Source organism: Mesorhizobium caraganae, assembly GCF_016836705.1.
GTDB classification, from domain to species: Bacteria; Pseudomonadota; Alphaproteobacteria; order Rhizobiales; family Rhizobiaceae; genus Mesorhizobium; species Mesorhizobium caraganae.
This window is the reverse complement of the sequence record NZ_JAFCGY010000021.1, coordinates 65,628-84,091: the sequence shown is the minus strand read 5'-3', so window position 1 is coordinate 84,091 and position 18,464 is coordinate 65,628. Positions and strand designations below refer to the sequence as shown.

General features: G+C 63.1%; 18 protein-coding genes. 13 read left to right on the top strand and 5 right to left on the bottom strand.

Translation table 11 applies throughout. The annotated features are described in order from the left end of the window. From JQK88_RS26230 to JQK88_RS26190, 9 genes are all read left to right on the top strand, one after another. Positions 1-945 (top strand): PfkB family carbohydrate kinase, encoded by a 945-nt coding sequence (locus JQK88_RS26230; RefSeq protein WP_203279909.1) that lies wholly within the window; start codon positions 1-3, stop codon positions 943-945. A 92-nt stretch (positions 946-1,037) separates the two neighbouring features. Next, the gene (locus JQK88_RS26225) at positions 1,038-2,183 is read left to right on the top strand and encodes an ABC transporter ATP-binding protein (protein WP_203279908.1); all 1,146 of its coding nucleotides are present in this window, start codon (positions 1,038-1,040) and stop codon (positions 2,181-2,183) included. Positions 2,184-2,303: 120 nt separating this feature from the next. Then, positions 2,304-3,551 carry an ABC transporter substrate-binding protein gene (locus tag JQK88_RS26220; RefSeq protein WP_192256811.1) on the top strand — a complete coding sequence of 416 codons (1,248 nt, stop codon included), beginning with the start codon at positions 2,304-2,306 and terminating at the stop codon, positions 3,549-3,551. 141 nt (positions 3,552-3,692) lie between these two features. Next, positions 3,693-4,589 (top strand): carbohydrate ABC transporter permease, encoded by an 897-nt coding sequence (locus JQK88_RS26215; protein WP_203279907.1) that lies wholly within the window; start codon positions 3,693-3,695, stop codon positions 4,587-4,589. A gap of 5 nt (positions 4,590-4,594) precedes the next feature. Beyond that, positions 4,595-5,437, top strand: a complete 843-nt coding sequence (locus tag JQK88_RS26210) for a carbohydrate ABC transporter permease (protein ID WP_112566025.1) — start codon at positions 4,595-4,597, stop codon at positions 5,435-5,437. A gap of 19 nt (positions 5,438-5,456) precedes the next feature. Continuing rightward, the gene (locus JQK88_RS26205; protein WP_192255955.1) at positions 5,457-6,278 is read left to right on the top strand and encodes a sugar phosphate isomerase/epimerase family protein; all 822 of its coding nucleotides are present in this window, start codon (positions 5,457-5,459) and stop codon (positions 6,276-6,278) included. Positions 6,279-6,282: 4 nt separating this feature from the next. Beyond that, positions 6,283-7,002 carry a ribulose-phosphate 3-epimerase gene (locus JQK88_RS26200; protein WP_192255953.1) on the top strand — a complete coding sequence of 240 codons (720 nt, stop codon included), beginning with the start codon at positions 6,283-6,285 and terminating at the stop codon, positions 7,000-7,002. After that, on the top strand, positions 7,002-8,006 hold the full coding sequence (locus JQK88_RS26195) for an ROK family protein (protein WP_203279906.1): 1,005 nt from the start codon (positions 7,002-7,004) through the stop codon (positions 8,004-8,006). The genes JQK88_RS26200 and JQK88_RS26195 overlap by 1 nt, the downstream gene beginning before the upstream one ends. Further along, the gene (locus tag JQK88_RS26190; RefSeq protein WP_192256876.1) at positions 8,006-8,200 is read left to right on the top strand and encodes a hypothetical protein; all 195 of its coding nucleotides are present in this window, start codon (positions 8,006-8,008) and stop codon (positions 8,198-8,200) included. Before JQK88_RS26195 ends, JQK88_RS26190 begins: the two co-directional genes overlap by 1 nt. A gap of 18 nt (positions 8,201-8,218) precedes the next feature. Here the strand turns inward: JQK88_RS26190 and JQK88_RS26185 are convergent, their stop codons facing one another. Together JQK88_RS26185 and JQK88_RS26180 are read right to left on the bottom strand one after the other, a co-directional pair. Continuing rightward, the gene (locus tag JQK88_RS26185) at positions 8,219-8,497 is read right to left on the bottom strand and encodes a hypothetical protein (protein WP_192255949.1); all 279 of its coding nucleotides are present in this window, start codon (positions 8,495-8,497) and stop codon (positions 8,219-8,221) included. A gap of 94 nt (positions 8,498-8,591) precedes the next feature. Then, entirely contained in the window at positions 8,592-9,509 is a 918-nt protein-coding gene (locus JQK88_RS26180; protein ID WP_192255947.1) for a LysR family transcriptional regulator, read from the bottom strand. Between the two features lie 112 nt (positions 9,510-9,621). On the opposite strand from JQK88_RS26180, the gene JQK88_RS26175 reads away from it, so the two are divergent. Continuing rightward, complete coding sequence (locus JQK88_RS26175) at positions 9,622-10,230, top strand: NAD(P)-dependent oxidoreductase (protein ID WP_192255945.1); 609 nt, start codon at positions 9,622-9,624, stop codon at positions 10,228-10,230. A 127-nt stretch (positions 10,231-10,357) separates the two neighbouring features. Next, positions 10,358-11,089 carry an SDR family oxidoreductase gene (locus tag JQK88_RS26170; protein WP_192255943.1) on the top strand — a complete coding sequence of 244 codons (732 nt, stop codon included), beginning with the start codon at positions 10,358-10,360 and terminating at the stop codon, positions 11,087-11,089. Here the strand turns inward: JQK88_RS26170 and JQK88_RS26165 are convergent. Then, a complete protein-coding gene (locus JQK88_RS26165) occupies positions 11,040-11,978 on the bottom strand; it encodes a LysR family transcriptional regulator (RefSeq protein WP_192255941.1) in 939 nt (312 codons plus the stop codon). The genes JQK88_RS26170 and JQK88_RS26165 overlap by 50 nt on opposite strands. A 224-nt stretch (positions 11,979-12,202) precedes the next feature. Between JQK88_RS26165 and JQK88_RS26160 the strand changes: the two genes are divergently transcribed. Both JQK88_RS26160 and JQK88_RS26155 read left to right on the top strand, forming a co-directional pair. Next, entirely contained in the window at positions 12,203-13,270 is a 1,068-nt protein-coding gene (locus JQK88_RS26160; RefSeq protein WP_246750048.1) for a pyridoxal phosphate-dependent aminotransferase, read from the top strand. 31 nt (positions 13,271-13,301) lie between these two features. Then, entirely contained in the window at positions 13,302-14,207 is a 906-nt protein-coding gene (locus JQK88_RS26155) for an allantoinase PuuE (RefSeq protein WP_203279905.1), read from the top strand. 27 nt (positions 14,208-14,234) lie between these two features. Here JQK88_RS26155 and JQK88_RS26150 read toward each other — a convergent pair whose 3' ends face one another. Both JQK88_RS26150 and JQK88_RS26145 read right to left on the bottom strand, forming a co-directional pair. Next, complete coding sequence (locus JQK88_RS26150) at positions 14,235-16,655, bottom strand: GcvT family protein (protein ID WP_203279904.1); 2,421 nt, start codon at positions 16,653-16,655, stop codon at positions 14,235-14,237. Between the two features lie 118 nt (positions 16,656-16,773). Continuing rightward, positions 16,774-18,411 carry an ABC transporter substrate-binding protein gene (locus JQK88_RS26145; protein WP_203279903.1) on the bottom strand — a complete coding sequence of 546 codons (1,638 nt, stop codon included), beginning with the start codon at positions 18,409-18,411 and terminating at the stop codon, positions 16,774-16,776. Positions 18,412-18,464: the final 53 nt, after the last annotated feature.

Genomic DNA, 18,464 nt, shown 5'->3' with positions numbered 1-18,464 from the left:
ATGCCCACCGTCCCCTCGATCCTCGGCTTCGGCGCTATTGCGATCGACGACATCGTCTACGTCGATCAGCCGTTGTCGGCAGGCAAGGGGAAGGTTCTGCAAAGTGCCCGCGCTTTCGGGGGAAATGTCGCGACGGCGCTGGCCGCCGTCGCGCGGCTCGGCGGAACCGCCGGGTTCGTCGGATGGCTGGGCATTGCCGCGGACGACGCCATGCAGCTCGATCTCGTGGCGAGTGGTATTGAAACCGCATTCGCGCCGCGCCATCCCGACGCGCGCCCGGTGCGCTCGCGGATCACCGTCGGCTCGGACGGGGAACGGTTCATCGCGTATGACGACGATGCGATGCTGGGCACCGCTCCGGACTTTCCGGACGATATCCTCAGCCGCGCGACCGTCCTGATCGTCGATGGCTATGCGATCCGGTCGCTGGATGTCGTGGCTCGGGCTCGCGATCTCGGCCTTGCGATCCTCGGCGATATCGAATGGAGCAGCGGCGCAGCCACGGAGAGGCTGATCGCGCTCTGCGACCATCTCATTCTTCCTCTCGGCTTTGCGCGGACTGCCACAGGGTGCCGATCGCCCGCCGAGATACTCGATGCATTGTGGTTGCCGTCGCGGTCCGCCGTGGTTCTGACTGATGGCGGCAGGGGCGTGTACTATCGCGGACGCGACGAGACAGGGCTTTGGCACCTGCCCCCGCATCGGGTTGCGGTCGTCGACTCGACCGGCGCGGGTGACTGCTTTCATGGCGCCTATGCCCTTGCATTGACGCGCGGGGCCGACACCGCGGGCCGGGTCGCATTCGCGGCCGCGGCGGCGGCCCTTTCGATAACGGGGCGTGGCGGGCGCGAGGCGCTTCCCACCGACGACCAGGTCACGGAACTTCTGGCATCGACGAACGCGCCGTCAGCAGTCGAACTGAAAAAAGTGAATGCTGGAGCATAATCTGAAATTATCCGAGGAAACATTTCGCGGACGAGCATAGGCCGAGAAGAATTATAACAATCTGTGGCTTATACACTTGCGGAGGGAGGAATATGGCAGAAGTCATTCTTGAGAACATCTGCAAAACCTACGGGAACAATTTTCGCGCAATCGACCAATTGAACCTGTCGGTCAAGGACGGCGAGTTCTTGATTCTCGTCGGACCGTCCGGCTGCGGCAAATCCACGGCGTTGCGAATGATCGCGGGACTGGAGGACATCACCAGCGGCAGCCTTCGGATCGGCGGAGTCGACGTCGTCGACATGCCGCCCAAGGACCGCGACATCGCAATGGTCTTCCAAAGCTACGCGCTCTACCCGCATATGACGGTGTCCGAAAACATCGCCTTTTCGATGCGGCTGGCAGGCAAGCCGAAGGCCGAGCGCAAGAAGCGCGTGGACGAGATCGCCAAAACCCTTCAGCTGACGTCTTTGCTGGACAGCAAACCCGCGAACCTTTCAGGCGGACAGCGTCAACGGGTTGCCATGGGCCGCGCCATGGTACGCGAGCCGGCCGCCTTTCTCATGGACGAACCCCTTTCCAATCTGGATGCGAAACTGCGTGTGCAAATGCGCGCCGAAATCACCAGCCTGCAAAAGCAGCTCGGCGTAACGACCATTTACGTGACCCACGACCAAATCGAAGCGATGACGATGGGGGACAGGGTCGCGGTGTTGAAAGGCGGCGTGCTGCAGCAGGTCGACACACCCAAGAGGCTCTATGAATCGCCGGTGAACGCCTTCGTTGCCGGCTTCATCGGTTCTCCTTCGATGAACCTTTTCGAGGCGACCCTTACGGGCGACGAACTGATGTCAGGCACCTTCGCCATTCGGCTGCAGGATGCAGCCTTCGTGCGCAGGCCGGGTTTGAAGTCGTATGCAGGGCGCAAGGTCGTGTTCGGGATACGACCGGAGGATCTCTATGACAGCAGCCTCGAATCTGGCCGCAAGTATCAGACGATACCCGCAAAGGTGACCTCGATCGAAGAACTCGGGTCGGAACATATCGTCCATCTGAACATCGACGGGGTCCGGGTGGACTCCGGCGACCCCGACGCGGTGCAGGATTTCGGCCTGACGTCGAATGCGGTGGCGAGATTCGAACCGGACAGCGCAGTCCGCTCCGGTTCGGCGATCCGGTTGGCCCTGGATGATACCAAGCTCCATTTCTTCGATCCCGAGACGCACCTGGCGATCTGAAGATCTGTGGCAGAGCCCGCAGGCGAGGGTGAGGCGCCCGCGAAGTACTCGTAAGAAGACTTCTGAATGAAGCAGACGATCGGTTGCATTGTGCGGTCGATCTTGAAGAAGGAGGAGAAAATGATGTTTCGGATACAACCCGCGATGCTGAAAATAGCCGCGGCCGCATGGTTGCTTGGCGCAACCAGCGCCATGGCGGACACGACGCTGGAATTCACCCAATGGTGGGAGCCCGAATTGCCGGCCGGATCGCTCAGGGCAATCATGAATGACTTCGAGGCTGCAAACCCCGGAATCAAAGTGACGCTGGTCAGCGGCCCCTATGCGACCACGCGAGATCAGATCTCGGTTGGTGCCGCAACTGGAACGCTTAGCGACGTCGTCGGTCTCGACGGCGCCTGGGTGAACAATCTGAACGCGCAGGGTGCGCTGGCCGATATGAACCCGATGATGGAAGCGAGCGGGTTCGACAAGACCCAGGTCGCGGATATCATCAAGGTGGACGGCAAAGCAGTGATGTTTCCTGTGGCTTCGTTCGTCTATCCGGTCTTCGTGAATTTGGACCTCGCCGCCCAGGCAGGCGTGACCAAGCTGCCGTCGACCCGCGCGGAATTTCTCGAAGCCGCCAAGAAGATGACCCATGCCGACAAGAACCAGTATGGCTGGGTGCTGCCCTTGTCGCTGCAAACGCCGTCCGGTGTCCAGAACGACATGATGTCGTGGGTCTGGGCCTCGGGTCAATCGATGATGGCTGACGGCAAGCCGGCTCTCGAGGGCAAGCCGGTCGTCGATATGCTCACCTTCGTCAAATCGCTGAACGACGCCGGCGTCGTCTCGCCCGGCATTGCCACCAAGACCGAGCAGGAAAAGGTCGAGGAATTCGTCAACGATCGGGTCGGAATGATGATCGACTCACTTGCGCATGTGAACCTCATCCGCAAACGCAATCCCAAGCTGAACTTCGATCTCATCCCGGTCCCGGTCGTGGAAAACTATACCGGCAAGCGCGGCCTTCCCTATGCCTCCTGGGGCATCGGCATCTCTGCCGCCTCGAAACATCAGGAAGAGGCCTGGAAACTCGTCCAATATCTGATGAGTGAAAAGGTGAATGCCAAGCTCGTGTCGCTTGCAAACGCCTTCCCGGGCAACGTCAATGCCAAGCCCGATTTCGTGACCTCGGACAAGGCTTTCGCCAAGGCTTTTGAAATCTTCAAGACCGGCTATCTCGCCAACGAATTCACGGGTCTGCCGGTGGCTGAAGACCTGATGACCCAGTTCGACGTGCAAGCCCAGAAGATGCTCGCCGGCGAGCAGTCTCCGGAACAGGCCGCAGCCAACGCTCAAAAGGGCTGGATGGCGAAATTCTGAGCGGCTCATTGCCCGTTTGCTATCTTCCACCGGGTGGCCTGACTTTCGGGCAGGCCACCCGTCAACAACGGATCGGCAATTTGAGATGGACCTGTTTCCGAAGCGCACCTTCGTCTTGAAGGCATACCCCAAGGGTGGCACATGACTCGGCAGAAGCGCTCCCACCATCGACTGAAACGAGCGGTCGCCCCCTATCTCTATCTGTCACCCTCGCTCCTCATAATCGGCCTTCTGATGCTGCTGCCGATGGTGACGGTGATTGGCTATTCGTTCCAGAACAGCGCGGTGCTGCGTCGCGACCCGTCCTTTGCCGGACTGAAACACTACCAGGCGATCTTTGCCGATCCGGTGTTCTGGGCCTCGCTGTGGCACACACTCTACTTCACATGCATGAGTGTCGTCTTCCATATGACCATCGGCATGGTCTTCGCACTCATGCTGAACAGCGACCGCATCAATCCGACGCTGCGCAACATTCTGCGCGTGCTCTACATACTGCCTTGGCTGTTCACCGCGGTGATTATCGCCGTGATCTGGCGCCTCCTGCTTGAGCCGAACGGTGTCGTGAACAGCGTTCTCATGCAGATGGGCATCATCGGCTCCAAGGTCGAGTGGTTTTCCTCGCCCGAGACCGCGCTGCACGCCGTCACCTTCGCCAATATCTGGGCGGGTTATCCGCTTTTCATGGTCAGCCTGCTGGCGGGCCTGCAAGGCATTCCCAAGGATTTCTACGAGGCCGCCTATATCGACGGGGCGAAGGCCTACCAGAAGCTGATCTTCATCACCATCCCGCAGCTGATGCCGATCATCATCAGCATCTCGCTGCTGGATTTCATCTGGACCATGCAGGTTTTCCCGTTGATCTGGATCACGACGGGCGGCGGTCCGATCTACTCGACCGAGGTGCTGAGCACCTACACCTACAAGCTGGCGTTTTCGAGCTACAACCTGTCGCAGGCGTCGGCGAGCGCCGTGGTCATCCTGCTGATCTCTCTCGGCCTGACGCTGTTCTACATCCGCTATCAAAAGGCTCGGTAGTCACCATGAGGAAAAGGCACACGCCGAAAGACAGGCTGATCACCGTCGCGCTCCATGTCGCGCTTGCCGCAGGGCTCTTTTTCGCGGCCTTCCCGATCTATTGGATGCTGAGCAGTTCGTTCAAGTCGAATACCGAAATCTTTGCCCTGCCGCCAACCGTCCTGCCAAAGGCCTTCACGCTGGAAGCGTATGCGGCCATCCTTGGTGACCCGGTAAAGCTGCGCTTCTTCTTCAACAGCTACTTCGTGGCCGGAGCGGTGACCGTGCTGACGGTGCTGATCGCCCTGCTGGCGGCCTATGGGTTCAGCCGTTTCAATTTCCGCGGCAAGGGCAGCCTCAACACGCTTATCATCAGCACGCAGACGATCCCGCCGATCACGCTTTTGATCCCCTTCTTCGGGCTTGTCGTCTCGTATGGCATCTTCGACACCTACGTCGCACTGATCCTGACTTACCTAGTGTTTACGCTGCCCTACGCGATCCTGCTGATGACGGGATATCTGAACACCTTGCCCCGCGATCTCGATGAAGCGGTGGCTGTCGACGGCGGCACCAGCTGGACCGCGCTCTGGCGGGTGATCGTCCCGATCTCGCTGCCTGGTATCGTGGCGACGTCGGTCTACACCTTCCTGTTGTGCTGGAACGAATTTCTCTTTGCGCTGACGCTGACGAAGTCAACGTCCATGCGCACCGTCCCGATCGGCATCCAGCTGTTGATGGGGCAACACGCCTTCGAATGGAACCAGATGATGGCGATGAGCGTGCTGGGCTCGCTGCCGCTCCTGGTCATCTACCTCGTTGCCCAGAGGTTCTTCCTCGCCGGCATGACCGCAGGCTCGGTCAAGTAGGATATCAAGGAATGAAAGGATGACCGTGAAAGACCTCAAAGTCGGCTGCCAGACCTTTACCTGGGAAATGCTCGGAGACCGTTTTGCCGGCGACCCCGACGATCTGCTGAAAGCGATCGCTGATGGCGGCTACGCCGGCATCGAGATCACCGACACGATGATCGGCCGCTATGCCGGCAAGCCTGCGGAATTCGCGGCCGCGCTGAAGGTGTCTGGATTGACGCTTGTCTCCTTCGCGTTCGGTTCGAAGAGCGGTTTTACGCTGCAGGATCAGATCGGCGCTGACCTCGAGACCGCGCAGCGCTGGATCGATTTCGCCGCCGCTTTTCCGGGCGCGCTGGTGTCGATGGGCTCGGCCACCGTCGTCTCCGACGGAGCGCGCGATGACAAGTTCGCCATTGCCGCCGAGGTCTACAACAAAGCCGGCGAGCTCGGGCGCAAGGCTGGCGTCCAGGTCGCGATGCATCCGAGTTCGCACCACAATACGCTGCTGTTCGACCGCACCGACTATGACCGCATCTTCGGGCTGATCGACGCCGCGCTGGTCGGCTGGGTGCCGGACACCGGTCACATCTTGCGCGGCGGTCAGGACATGGCCGATACGCTCACCACCTACCGCGATCGTATCCGCTACGTCCACCTGAAGGATGTCGACGCAAACGGCAGCTGGGCGATGCTCGGCAGGGGCGTCTGCGATACGGCGAAGGTGATCGAGATCGCCAGCGCTGCCCCCAACTTCAACGGCTGGCTGGTGCTGGAGGAAGAGTCCGAGACCGCCGCCGCCGATCCGGCCAAGGCGGTCAAGACCAACCGCCAGACCATGCGCGGCTATGGAGCCTGAAACGATGATGAAATCCCTGTCCGGCCCCGCCGCAATCGCCGCGTTGCCGCGCGACCGTCTGATCGGCGAGTTCTCGCTGTGGTCGGCCGACCTCGCCAATATGGAGCGCGATCTGAAGCGCATCGAGGCCCATGCCGATATCCACCATATCGACGTCGCCGACGCCCGCTTCACCCCGGGCTTCCTGTTCTTCCCGGATCTGGTGGCGCGTATCGCCAAGCTGACGGCGAAGCCTATTCATGTGCATTTGATGGTCGAAGCCGAGATCGTCGAGGCGCAGACGCGGCAATTCATCGAGGCCGGCGCCGACCTGATCAGCGTCCATGCCGAAAATGGCGAGGCTGGCCTGCGCGCTGTGAGACTGGCGCATGAGCTCGGCGCCGAGGCCGGCGTGGTGCTGCGGCTGGAAACGCCGGTCGCGGCAATCACGCCTTTCCTTTCTGAAGTGGCGTTCGTGACGCTGCTCGGCACTTCTATTGGCGTCAAGGGCCAGAGCCTGTCGGAACAAGCCTGCCCCCGCCTGATCGAGGCGCGCGCGCTGATGCGCAAAGCCGGCCGTGAAGCCGACATCGTGCTCGCCGCCGATGGCGGTATTCGCCACGAGACGGTGCCGCTGCTGCGCGCCGCAGGCGCCGAGACCGTGGTGCTGGGCTCACTGGCCTTCGGCGACCCCGACCTTGCGCGGCGCATGGCCTGGCTGCACGGGCTGGAGGTCGCCGCCTGATGAGCAAGCTTGCGCTCGCCTTCGATCTCGGCGGCACGGCGCTGCGCGGCGCGCTGGTCGAAAGCGACGGCAGTGTCGTCGCGCATGCTTCGGCGCCAACGATGGCGGGCGCGGGCTCGGAAGCGGTGATCGGCCAGATCATTGCGCTCGCCGGCGATCTCATATCGCAAAGTCCGCAGGCCGAAATTGCCGGCATCGGCGTCGGTGCGCCGGGGCCGCTGGACCCCAAGGCGGGGATCGTGATTGCGCCGCCAACGCTGGCGGGCTGGCACGACGTGCCGCTGATCGACATTCTGGGGCAGCATTTCGGTTTGCCGGTGCGGCTGGAGAACGACGCCAATGCGGCGGCGCTCGGCGAATGGCGTTTCGGCGCCGGACGCGGCAGTGGATCGCTGGTGTTCGTCACCGTGTCGACCGGCATTGGCGGCGGCGTCGTCGCCGACGGCCACATCTATCACGGCAGGCGTGGGCTGGCGGCCGAGATCGGCCACATGACCATCACCGGCGAAGGCGACCGCTGCTTTTGCGGCGCCATCGGCTGCTTCGAGGCTGTTGCTTCGGGAACCGCGCTCGGACGCCGCGCCACGCGGCTGACCGCAGCGGGTGACGGTTCGCAGCTGCGACGGCTGTCGAATGATGGCGACGTCTCGGCCAGGCATGTTGTCGAGGCAGCCCAGGCCGGCGACGCCAACGCTCTCGAGCTGATCGAGGCGGAAGCGGGATGGTTGGGCATCGGCTTCACCAACCTGCTGCACCTCTATTCGCCCGATTTAATTGTCATGGGCGGCGGTCTTTCCAACGGTTTCGACCTGCTGGCGCCGTCGATCGCGGCGGTCGTCCAGCAGCGGGCCATGCCGGCCTACCGCGACGTGCCGATCGTGCGCGCCGAGCTTGGCGACCGTGCCGGGCTGATCGGCGCCGCCAGCCTGATCCTGTGGGAAGGTGAACCGGGTTTGGCACTGGCGATGGCGCAGGACGACAAGGACCGCGGGCGCGACCGCTGATGCCAGGGAGCGCGGGCGATCTTCTGATTGATGGCGTGCGCGCCAACGACATCGATCCGTCGGAACGTGGCCTCGCCATGGTGTTCCAGGTCCTACGCGCTCTACCGCACTGCACAGCCCGATCGCGCTCGACATCACGCCGGCCGCTTGCCACCTGCTTCGCACGATGGCCGGCGCTGGCAGCGCTGCCTTAGGGAAGCCGTCCGCTCCGCCTATTTCCCGCAATGGTGGTCGTTGATCTTGTTCAGCGCATTCGCGTCCGGTCCGACCCGGTTGTAGGAGCAGGCGCCGGCGGCCGTGGTGGTCAGCATTGTGTCATAGTAACGCGGGCCGCCGAACAGGGCGTAGATCAGGTCGCGATGGGCGGGAACGTAGCGTTGCTCCGGTTCCGGCTGACGATGGCGGTGCTTTTCCTTGGCGATGGCCGTGCTGGACAGGCTGCAGCCCACCGCGAGGACGAGCGCGCAGGTCGCAAGGATCTTGGTGGTCATCGGCAGTACCCTTCTGACGGTTCGGAATCGCAGCATATCCAAAAGCGCCGGCCGAACAAAGGTTCCCTGGCGGCATTGCCGGCTGGCGTAACAATCAGCCCGCAACAGCATTCCGCGCCCGCCGCCTTTCGGCAGCAACGAGCAGGTCGACGAAGGCACGCACCTTGGCCGGCCTGAAGCGCGCCGGCGGAAAGACGGCATGGATGCCGCCGGACGGCAAGGTCCAGTCCGCGAACACCCGCACCAAGCGACCTCGGGCGAGATCGTCGGCGACGCTGTAATCCGGAAAGATGCCTAGCCCAATGCCGGCCAGTACGCAGGACAGCACGCCGGGAGTCTTGTCGCAGCTGACGACCGGATTGAGTTCGGCCACCACCGTCTCCGCCTCCCTGGAAAACAGCCATTGGCCGATGCCGCGCAATTGGGCATTGCCGACCCATGGCAGCGCTTTCGCCTGCCTGGGGCTGGCATCAAGCGGCAGCCCGGCGGCGAGGTCCGGGCTGGCCACGACGAATTGTTCATGGCTTCCCAGCCGACGCGCCAGATTGCTGGAATCGGCCAGCCAGCCGACGCGGATGCCGAGGTCGATCTGCTCGTCGACCAGATTGCTGACGGCATCGTCGAAAATCGTCTCGACCCGCATTTTCGGGTATTTTTTTAGATAGGCGGCGATGGTCGGCGCCACGACCTTTTCGCCATAGTCGAGCGGCGCCGTCAGCCGCAGCATCCCGGTCGGCTTTGCTGCGCTCTGCGAAATGTCGCCATAGGCCGCTTCCGCCTCGTGCAGGATGATGGCCGCCCGGTCGTAGAACAGGCGCCCCTCTTCGGTCAGCGTCACGCGCCTTGTCGTGCGGCGCAGCAGCGTCGCGGCCAGTTCCTGCTCCAGCCTGCCGACCTGATGACTGACCACTGCCTTGGCGACATCGAGCCGGTCGGCGGCGGCGGTGAAGGAGCCGGTCTCGACCACGGTGGTGAAGTAGACGAGCCGGTTGAGGTTCAGAAGCTCGGTCACAGCTGACCCATTGTCTGATCTGATCAGACAGCTTGTATGATTGATCGCCATTTTTCGCAAGCGGTGGCCTTGCCATCTATCGGGAGCAACGAATGGCGAAAGGAAAATCGAAATGAAAATCGCACTCATCGGCGCGTCCGGCCAGGTCGGCTCACGCCTGCTGAAGGAGCTCTCCGACCGCGGCCACACGATCACCGCCATCGCCCGCAATCCAGACAAGATCGCCGCGCTGCCGGGCGTGACCGCCAAAAAGGGCGATGTCTTCGACAGAGACGGCCTCGCCGCCTTGATCAAGGGGCATGACGCTGTGATCAGCGCGGTGCATTTCCTCGACAGCGATCCGGACACGCTGATCGCAGCGGTGCGCGCCTCCGGCGTCAAGCGCTACCTGGTCGTCGGCGGCGCCGGCAGCCTCGACGTCGCGCCGGGCAAGCGCCTGGTCGATACACCGACTTTCCCCGCGATCTACAAGGCGGAGGCGCAGAAGGGCGCCGACTTCCTCGACACGCTGCGGACGATCGATGATCTCGACTGGACCTTGCTGTCGCCGTCGGCGCTGTTCCTCGCCGGCGAGCGGACCGGCAAATACCGCATCGGCAAGGACACGCTACTGACGTCCGACAAGGGCAGCAGCATTTCCTTCGAGGATTATGCGATCGTCATGACCGACGAGATCGAAAAGCCGGCGAATATTCGCCAGCGCTTCACCGTCGGCTACTGACCGGACTGCCGATATTGACGACAAGTGCCATCGGAACGTCCGATGGCACTATCGTTTTCTTCCGTTTCCATTCCTGGCGCCGGTTTGCGACGTCTCGCCCGAAGCAGTTCAGGACAGGACGGAAATCATGGCAGACATCGCAAAATCGAAAGTCATTATCGTTGGCGGCAGCTCCGGAATGGGGCTGGCGCTGGCAAGGCGGTGCCTGGACTCAGGGGCCGAAGTCATCATCGTCGGCCGCAATGAAGCCAAGCTGAAGCGCGCCAGCGAGGTGCTGCGGAACCCTGCCGGTTTGAACACCATCGCGGTTGATATCGCCAGGGAAGATCAGGTCGCCGACCTGTTCGGGCGGATCGGCCGGCTCGACCATATCGTCAGCACCGCCGCCGATATTGAAGGCGCCTACGAGTTGTTGCCTTCAGTCGACCTCAAGGCCGCGCAGAGGGTGGTGGAAAGCAAATTCTACGGGCCGTTGCTGCTTGCCAAACATGGCGCGCCGAAGCTTTCGGCCAACGGCTCCCTCACCTTCACCTCGGGAATCGCCGCCTACCGGCCGGCGGCGCGCGGCTCGGTTGTCGCCGCCGTCAATGCGGCGCTGGAAGGGCTGGTGCGGGCGCTGGCGGTCGAACTGGCGCCGATCCGCGTCAACGCCGTTTCGCCGGGTTGGGTCGACACGCCGATCTGGCACCTCGTTGCCGGCGACAAGAAGGACGAAACGCTTGATGCCATGGCCAAGCGGCTGCCGGTCGGGCGTGTCGGACAACCGGACGACATCGCCGACGCCATCGCCTTCTTGATGGGCAACGGCTTTACGACAGGGACGATACTGCATGTCGAGGGCGGTCACCGGCTGATCTGACCGGCGCGAAAGTCTCACCCGCTGCCGCCAGCAGCAGCTTCAGCGCCGGCGGCTGCACTCGGCGGCGGCGCCAGATCATGACCAGGGAGGCTGCTTGGGCTGAACCCGGCCAGGGCAGCTCGACAATCTCGCCGCGATCGAGCGCCTCGACGACGGCCAGCCGCGGCACCAGGCCCATGCCGATACCAGTCGCCACCAGGCTCGCAATGGCGCCGATGCTGCCGACTTCGGCGGCAAGTTTTGGCGGCGCCATTCCTGTCTCGGCGAACGCTGTGTCAAACAGATGCCGGTAGACGCATCCGGTTTCCGTCACCACGAAACGCATCGCGGCGAGCGCGGCCAGATCGCCTTGTCCTGATGCGGTGGCATTCTCGGCGGACGCGACAAGGACGACCGGCTCGGCCGATATCGTGCGCCGGGCCAGACGCTCATCGAGCCCGCCCTTGTCGAAACAGAAAGCGACGTCGATCTCGCCCTCTTCGAGCTGCCGCAGCAGAACATTGCTGCCGGCGATTTTCAATCGCAGACCAATCTCCGGGTGATCACCTCGAAAGGCCGCCAGCCATTGCGGAAGTTTCACGGCGGCAATCGTCTCCAGTGCACCCACCGTCACCGTCGCGGCGGTCGTTCCCGTCCTTGCCTCGACAGCAATTCGCGCTTCTTCCGCCAGTTGCAGGATCTCTTCGGCATAGGGTTTCAGCGCCTCGCCGGCCGTCGTCAGGTCAAGGCCCTGCCGCGAGCGGGTGAAGAGGGCGACGCCGAGTTCGCTTTCCAGCGACTGGATCTGGTCGCTGACGCTCGACTGCGCCAGATGAACCTCCCGCGCCGCGCGGGTGATGTTGCGGTGCCGCGCCACGGCGAGGAAGGTCTTGAGCAATCTTGGATGCATGCCGTTTCCGGATCTGGTCTGTGTCCGATATTTCGGACCTGGCCGGCTTATTTGCAACCATTGACGCCGGCGAATGCTATTGCGGCAGACAGAAGGGCCAGAATTTCGCAGCCATTGCGCGGCGAGTTTTTGCTTGTGAACGGGCCGGCGGCTTGTAGCTTGCTCGAAAGCCGGTCCGACGGAGGCAATTCGGGGGAAATGAGCGTCATCAGGATTGTTCGCGCATGCCGCTGAAAGCCGCCGCCCATATCGAGGCTATGTCGGCCTTCGCGCTGGCGAATTTTGGCGGCCATGACCAGCCAACCCTTGCCCAGAACGAGAGCGCTTTCCCGCCAAGCCCCAAGGCGATTACCGCCGGCCAGGACGCGATCGCCCGCAGCCATCTCTACCCCGATCCGGACTGGACGGTGCTGCGCGAAGCCATCGCGCAAGCCTATGGCGTCGAACGCGAGCTGATCCTGTGCGGCGCCGGTTCGATGGACCTGATCAGCTGCACCATCGCGGCATTCGCCAGCCTTGGCGACGAGGTGCTGGCCACCGCCTATGCCTATAATTTCGCGGCCTCCGCCACGGCGCGCGCGAATGCCGTCTATGTCAAGGTGGCGGAACGCGACTTCGTCGTGTCCATCGACAGCATCCTCGCCGCCGTCACGCCGGCGACACGGATGGTCTTCGTCTGCAATCCGGGCAATCCGACCAGCACCCTCATCCGCAATGCCGAACTTTTGCGCCTGCGCGCCGCCTTGCGCGGCGACGTGCTGCTGGTCATCGACCAGGCCTATGGCGAGTTCGACGACCAGGATCCTCAACCTGTCTTTGCGCTCGTCGCGCGTGGCGACACCGTCGTGTTGCGCAGCCTTTCCAAAGCCTATGGGCTGGCCGGCGCCCGCGTCGGATGGGGGTTGTTTCCGCCTGAAGTCGCGGCCGAAGTGCGCAAGTTGCAGAACTCGAACCAGGTCACCACGCCAAGCCTCGCCATGGCGGTCGCGGCAATAGAGGACCAGGCCTATATGCGCGAGACGGTGGCGCGCACCGCCGCGATCCGCGATCGCTTTGCGGAGGATCTGAGAGCGGCCGGTTACGGCGTTCCCGAAAGCCGGACGAATTTCGTGCTGATCCGCTTCCCCGACGGTGCCGCAACTTTGACTGCCGATGCCGCCTTGCGCGACGCAGGCATCATCGTGCGCAGCCTCGGCGGCTATGGCCTCACCGACTGCCTGCGCGCAACGGTCGGGCCGCAGGACATGATGGACCGGGCGCTGCGCATCCTGACCGATCTGCGCGGCGGCTAATTCTACTATGATATCCGAGGAGGTTTGAACGATGCCCTATGTGCCGGCCCGCGACTTCATCGGCTACGGCGACAAGCCTCCTGCCGCTGCGTGGCCCGGCGGCGCCAAGCTGGCGCTCAACATCGTCGTCAATTACGAGGAAGGCGCGGAATACAGCATCGACGAGGGCGACGGTGTTTCCGAGACGATCCTGTCGGACCTTGCCGTGTCGCCGGCGGTGCCCGGCCTGCGCAACCGCAACATGGAATCGCTCTACGAATATGGCTCGCGCGTCGGCGTCTGGCGGCTCGCCTCGCTGTTTCGGGACAAAGGCATCATTCCCACCTTCTACGTCGTCGGGCGGGCGCTGGAACTCAACCCGGCCGCCGGCAAGGCGATCGCCGAGCTCGGCAGCGACATCGTCTGCCATGGCTGGCGCTGGATCGACTACGCGCCGCTGAGCGAGGCGGAGGAGCGCGAGCACATTGCGATGACTGTCGACACAGTGCAGCGGATCACCGGCATTCGCCCGCTCGGCTGGTACACCGGCCGGCCCAGCCTCAACACCAGGCGGCTGGTGGTCGAGCATGGCGGCTTCCTGTTTGATTGCGACGACTACAATGACGACCTGCCCTATTTCGTCGACGTCGATGCCAGGCGGCATCTGGTCGTGCCGCACTCCTTCGACAACAATGACAGCCGCTTCTCGCGCGGCTCGGGCCTGGAGACCGGCGGCCAGTTCTTCGACTATGTCAGCGACGGGGTGGACTGGCTATTGGCCGAGGGCCAGACGACACCGCGCATGATGACGGTGTCGCTGCACTGCCGGCTCGCCGCGCGGCCTGGCCGCATGGTCGGGCTCGCCCGCTTCCTCGACAAGATCAAAGACAATCCCGACATCTGGGTCTGCCGCCGCTCCGACCTCGCGCAGCATTGGCTGGATCGGTTCGGCGGCTGAGCGACGACTTGTAGACCGCTGGAAGCCCTACGCCCGCAGCCGCTTGCCTTCAGGATCAAAGGGCGGCTCGCTCAACAGCACCGCGTCGTGCGGCCGGCCGAGGATCGCCACCGACACCTTGTCGCCTGCCTTGGCGGAGCCGGCCTTGACATAGCCCAGCGCCAGCGACTGCTCGACGAAGTAGCCGTAGGCGCCTGACGAGACCTGACCAATCGGCGTGCCGTCGGGCAGGAAGATCGGCTCGCCGCCGGTGGCGTCGGCATCCTTGGCGGCGATCGACAGCATAATCAGTTGGTCGCGCGCCGGCTTTTCGGCGATGGCCGCATAGGCGTCGCGGTTGAGGAACGCGCCCTTGTCCATCTTGACCAGGCGGTCGAACTTGACCTCCTGCGGCCAATATTCGGGGGAGTATTCGCGGCTCCAACTGCCGTAGCCCTTTTCCACACGCAGCGACATCAGCGCGCGCGAGCCGACCGGTCCGGCGCCGACCTCGCTGCCGGCCTTGAGCAGCGCGCCGTAGAGCGCGACCTGATCGGCAACCGGGCAATAGAGCTCCCAGCCGAGATCGCCGGTGAAGGAGACACGCAGCGCCACGACATCGACGCCGCCGACCGTGATCCGCTTCGAGCGCATGAAGGGAAAGGCGTCGGTCGACAGATCAGCATTGGTCAGCCGCTGCAGCAATTCGCGCGACTTCGGGCCGGCAACGTTGAAGCCACCCATCTCCTCCGTGCGCGAGCGGAAGCTCGTGTCCTCGGGCAACGGAACCGCCTTGAAGAACCTCTGATGGAAGCGCTCGGCCATGCCGGAACCGAAGACCATGAACTCGTCTTGGCCAAGCTTCGTCACTGTGAAGTCTCCGGCAATGCCGCCGCGCTTGCCGATCAATGGCGTCAAACAGGAGCGGCCGATTTCGGCCGGCATCCGGTTGGCGAACAGCGAATTCAGCCAGGCCTCGGCGCCCGGCCCTTTGACCTCGTATTTGGCGAAGTTCGAAACGTCGATAATTCCGGCATGCTCGCGCAACATGCGCGCCTCGCGGCCGACCGGGCCCCACCAGTTCTGCCTGGTGAAGCCATTCGTTTCCTCGCATGGCTCGCCTTCGGCGGCGAACCACAGCGGATGCTCCCAGCCGAAATTGAGACCAAAGACGGCGCCCATCTGCTTTTGCATCTCATAGGCCGGGCGGGTGCGCACGGGGCGTCCGGCGGCGCGCTCCTCATTGGGGAAATGGATCTTGAAACGGTGGCTGTACTGGTCCTGCACGCGGGCCTTGGTGAAGGCCTTGCCGGCCCAGTGGCCGAAGCGCGCCATGTCCCAGGCGAACATGTCGAGCGACGGCTCGCCTTCGATCATCCACTCGGCCGCCAGCTTGCCCATGCCGCCGGACTGCGAGAAGCCGGGAATAATGCCGTTGCAGCAGAAATAGTTCTGCAATTCCGGCACCGGGCCGAACAGCACGGCGCTGTCGGGCGACCAGATCATCGGGCCGTTGATGACGCGCTTGACGCCTGCCTTGCCGACCGCCGGGACGCGCGCAATGGCGCGCATCATATTGTCCTCGATGCGGTCGAGATCGTCGGGGAAGAGTTCGTGGCCGAAGTCGAGCGGTGTCCCGTCCTCGGCCCAGAATTTCATGTTGCGCTCATAGGCGCCAATGAGCAGGCCGAGCCCTTCCTGGCGCAGATAATATTCGCCGTCGCGATCGGCGACCGATGGCAGCCGGCGGCCCATGGCGGCGATTTCGGGGATGGTCTCGGTGACGAAATACTGATGCTCGGTCGGGATCAGCGGCAATTGCAGGCCGGCCATCGCGGCGACCTCGCGGCCCCACAGGCCGGCGGCATTGACCACCCATTGCGTGCGGATCTCGCCCTTCGGCGTACGCACGATCCAGCTGCCGTCGGCTTGAGCTTCCGTGGCGATGACCGGGGTGAAGCGATGGATCTCGGCGCCGCGCTGGCGCGCACCGGCGGCGTAGGCCGCGGTGACGCCGGACGGGTCGACATTGCCGCCTTCGGGCTCATACATGATGCAGCGTATGCCGTCGAAATCGACCAGCGGATGCAGCCGCTCCGCCTCGTCGCGCGCGACCTCATAAAAATTCATCTTGTAGCGCCGCGCCTTCGCTTCCTGCAGCCGCAGCTGATGCTCGCGCGCCTCCGTCTGGGCAAGATAGAGCGAGCCCGGCTGGAAGATGCCGCAGCCCTGGCCCGTCTCGGTTTCCAGCTCCTTGTAGAGCGCCATGGTGTAGTGCTGCAGGCGGCTGATGTTGGTCGAGTCATGCAGGCCATGGATGTTGGCGGCGGCGTGCCAGGTCGAGCCGGAGGTCAGCTCGTCGCGCTCCAAGAGGACGACATCGGACCAGCCATGCTTGGCCAGATGATATAGGATCGAGCAGCCGATCAGGCCGCCGCCGATGACAACGGCTCGTGCATGGGTACGCATATCGAGATTTCTTCCCTTTGTGTTCGGCGACTTGTCTTGTTCCAGATCAATGAATTCGCTCTCGTCGCCTTGGCGAAACTCCAAGGGGCGATAAGGCCGCCCCCTGGATGCTGACAGTTCAGGCCTTGTCGAGCCAGACCTTCTCCAGTTGCAGCTCGAATGTCTGATGCATTTTGAGGTTTTTCACATAGGTGGCGTGATGGCGGTAGAGCGAGCGCCAGAATGACTGAACCAGAACGCCGGAATCCTGCAGGATGAACTCGACATCCTTCATCAGTTCCTTGCGCTTGGCCGTATCGGGAATGGCGAGTGCTGCATTGAGCTTCTTGTCGAACTCGGGATTGGCATAGGCCGACTCGTTCCACGCTTCGCCGCTGCGGTAAGCTAGCGCCAGCACCTGTACACCCAGCGGACGCATGCCCCATTCGGTGGTCGACCATGGATATTTCGTCCAGTCGTTCCAGGACGAAGTGCCCGGGATGATCGTCCGCTTCACCTTGAAACCGGCCTCTCGCATCTGCGCGGCAACGACGTCGGCGGGGTCCTTCACATAGTCCGAATCGTAAGAGATAAGCTCGAACTCATGATCCATCTGGCCGGCCTCGGTCATCAGCGCCTTGGCCTTGGCAAGGTCGCGCGGCACTTTCGGCAGTTCGTAATATTCGGGATGGATCGGGCAGACGTGGTGGTTTTCGGCGACCTGGCCGAGACCGCTATAGCCGAGCTTCAGCAACTGGATGGCGTTGCGCACCCGTTTGTCGTCATAGGGCTTGTTGGTGACATTGGTGCGCAGCACGATGGTTCCGGCGGTGACGACGGATTCCTTCTTCAGGCCCATGCCGTCATAGAGGTCCACCGTGCCGCCGACGGTCTGGTAGTTGCAGTCGATCTCGCCGGCCTCGAAGGCGCTGGCGATGGCGGGGTTGGAAGCGTCTGTGCCGTAGTCGGTCCAGTCGACGCCGTCGAGATAGGTTTCACCGCCAAACCAGGTGAAGTCCTTGCGGCGCCGAACCGAGGCCGAGTCGCCGACCTTGTAGGAGATGAGTTCATATGGGCCGGTGCCGGGCGTCTTGGTCATGTCGGCGCCGTTCTTGTCGAAGTCGCGGTGGACGATGATGGCGGGATAGTCGGCGAAGCCCGGAATGATGGTGACATCGGACTGGCCGCATTTCAGCTTCACCGTGTGGTCGTCGACCTTGGTGATGGCGCCGGCGATCGCCTTCTTGGTGGCAGGATCGATCAGCGTGGCCATGCGGCCAGCCATCGAATTGCCCTCGGCCGCCTTGTCGCACCAGCGCTTGATGTTGAAGACGATGTCGTCGGCGTTGAGCTCGTCGCCGTTCGACCACTTCACGCCCTTGCGCACATGCAGCGTGTATTCGGTGGCGTCGTCACTGACCTCCCAGCTCTCGATGAGATGGCCCTCGAAGGTGAAGTCCTGGGTGTAGCGGATCATGTAGTCGTTGCACTGGCGCAGCACGTTGGCCATTTCCGACCAGTCCCATGTGCGCGGATCCTTCATGTCCTTGATGATCATCTGCATCTTCAGGATACCGCCCTTCTTGCCGGGCTCCATCGTTGCAGCTTCGGCCGGCGCGGGAAGGCCGGCCATTGCATAGGCGAACGCCGTCGAGGCGCCCATCGCGCTCGCCATGGCGAGGAATTCGCGGCGGTCCATCCTGCCGCTTCTGACTTCATCTGCGTAGCTTTCGATGACCGCCGGGACGCGGTCACCGTTGCTCCTGAATAGTGCCATTGTTGCTTCTCCGGTTTGGGCTTTCCGCCCGTTCATTCCCCATTACGCAGGGA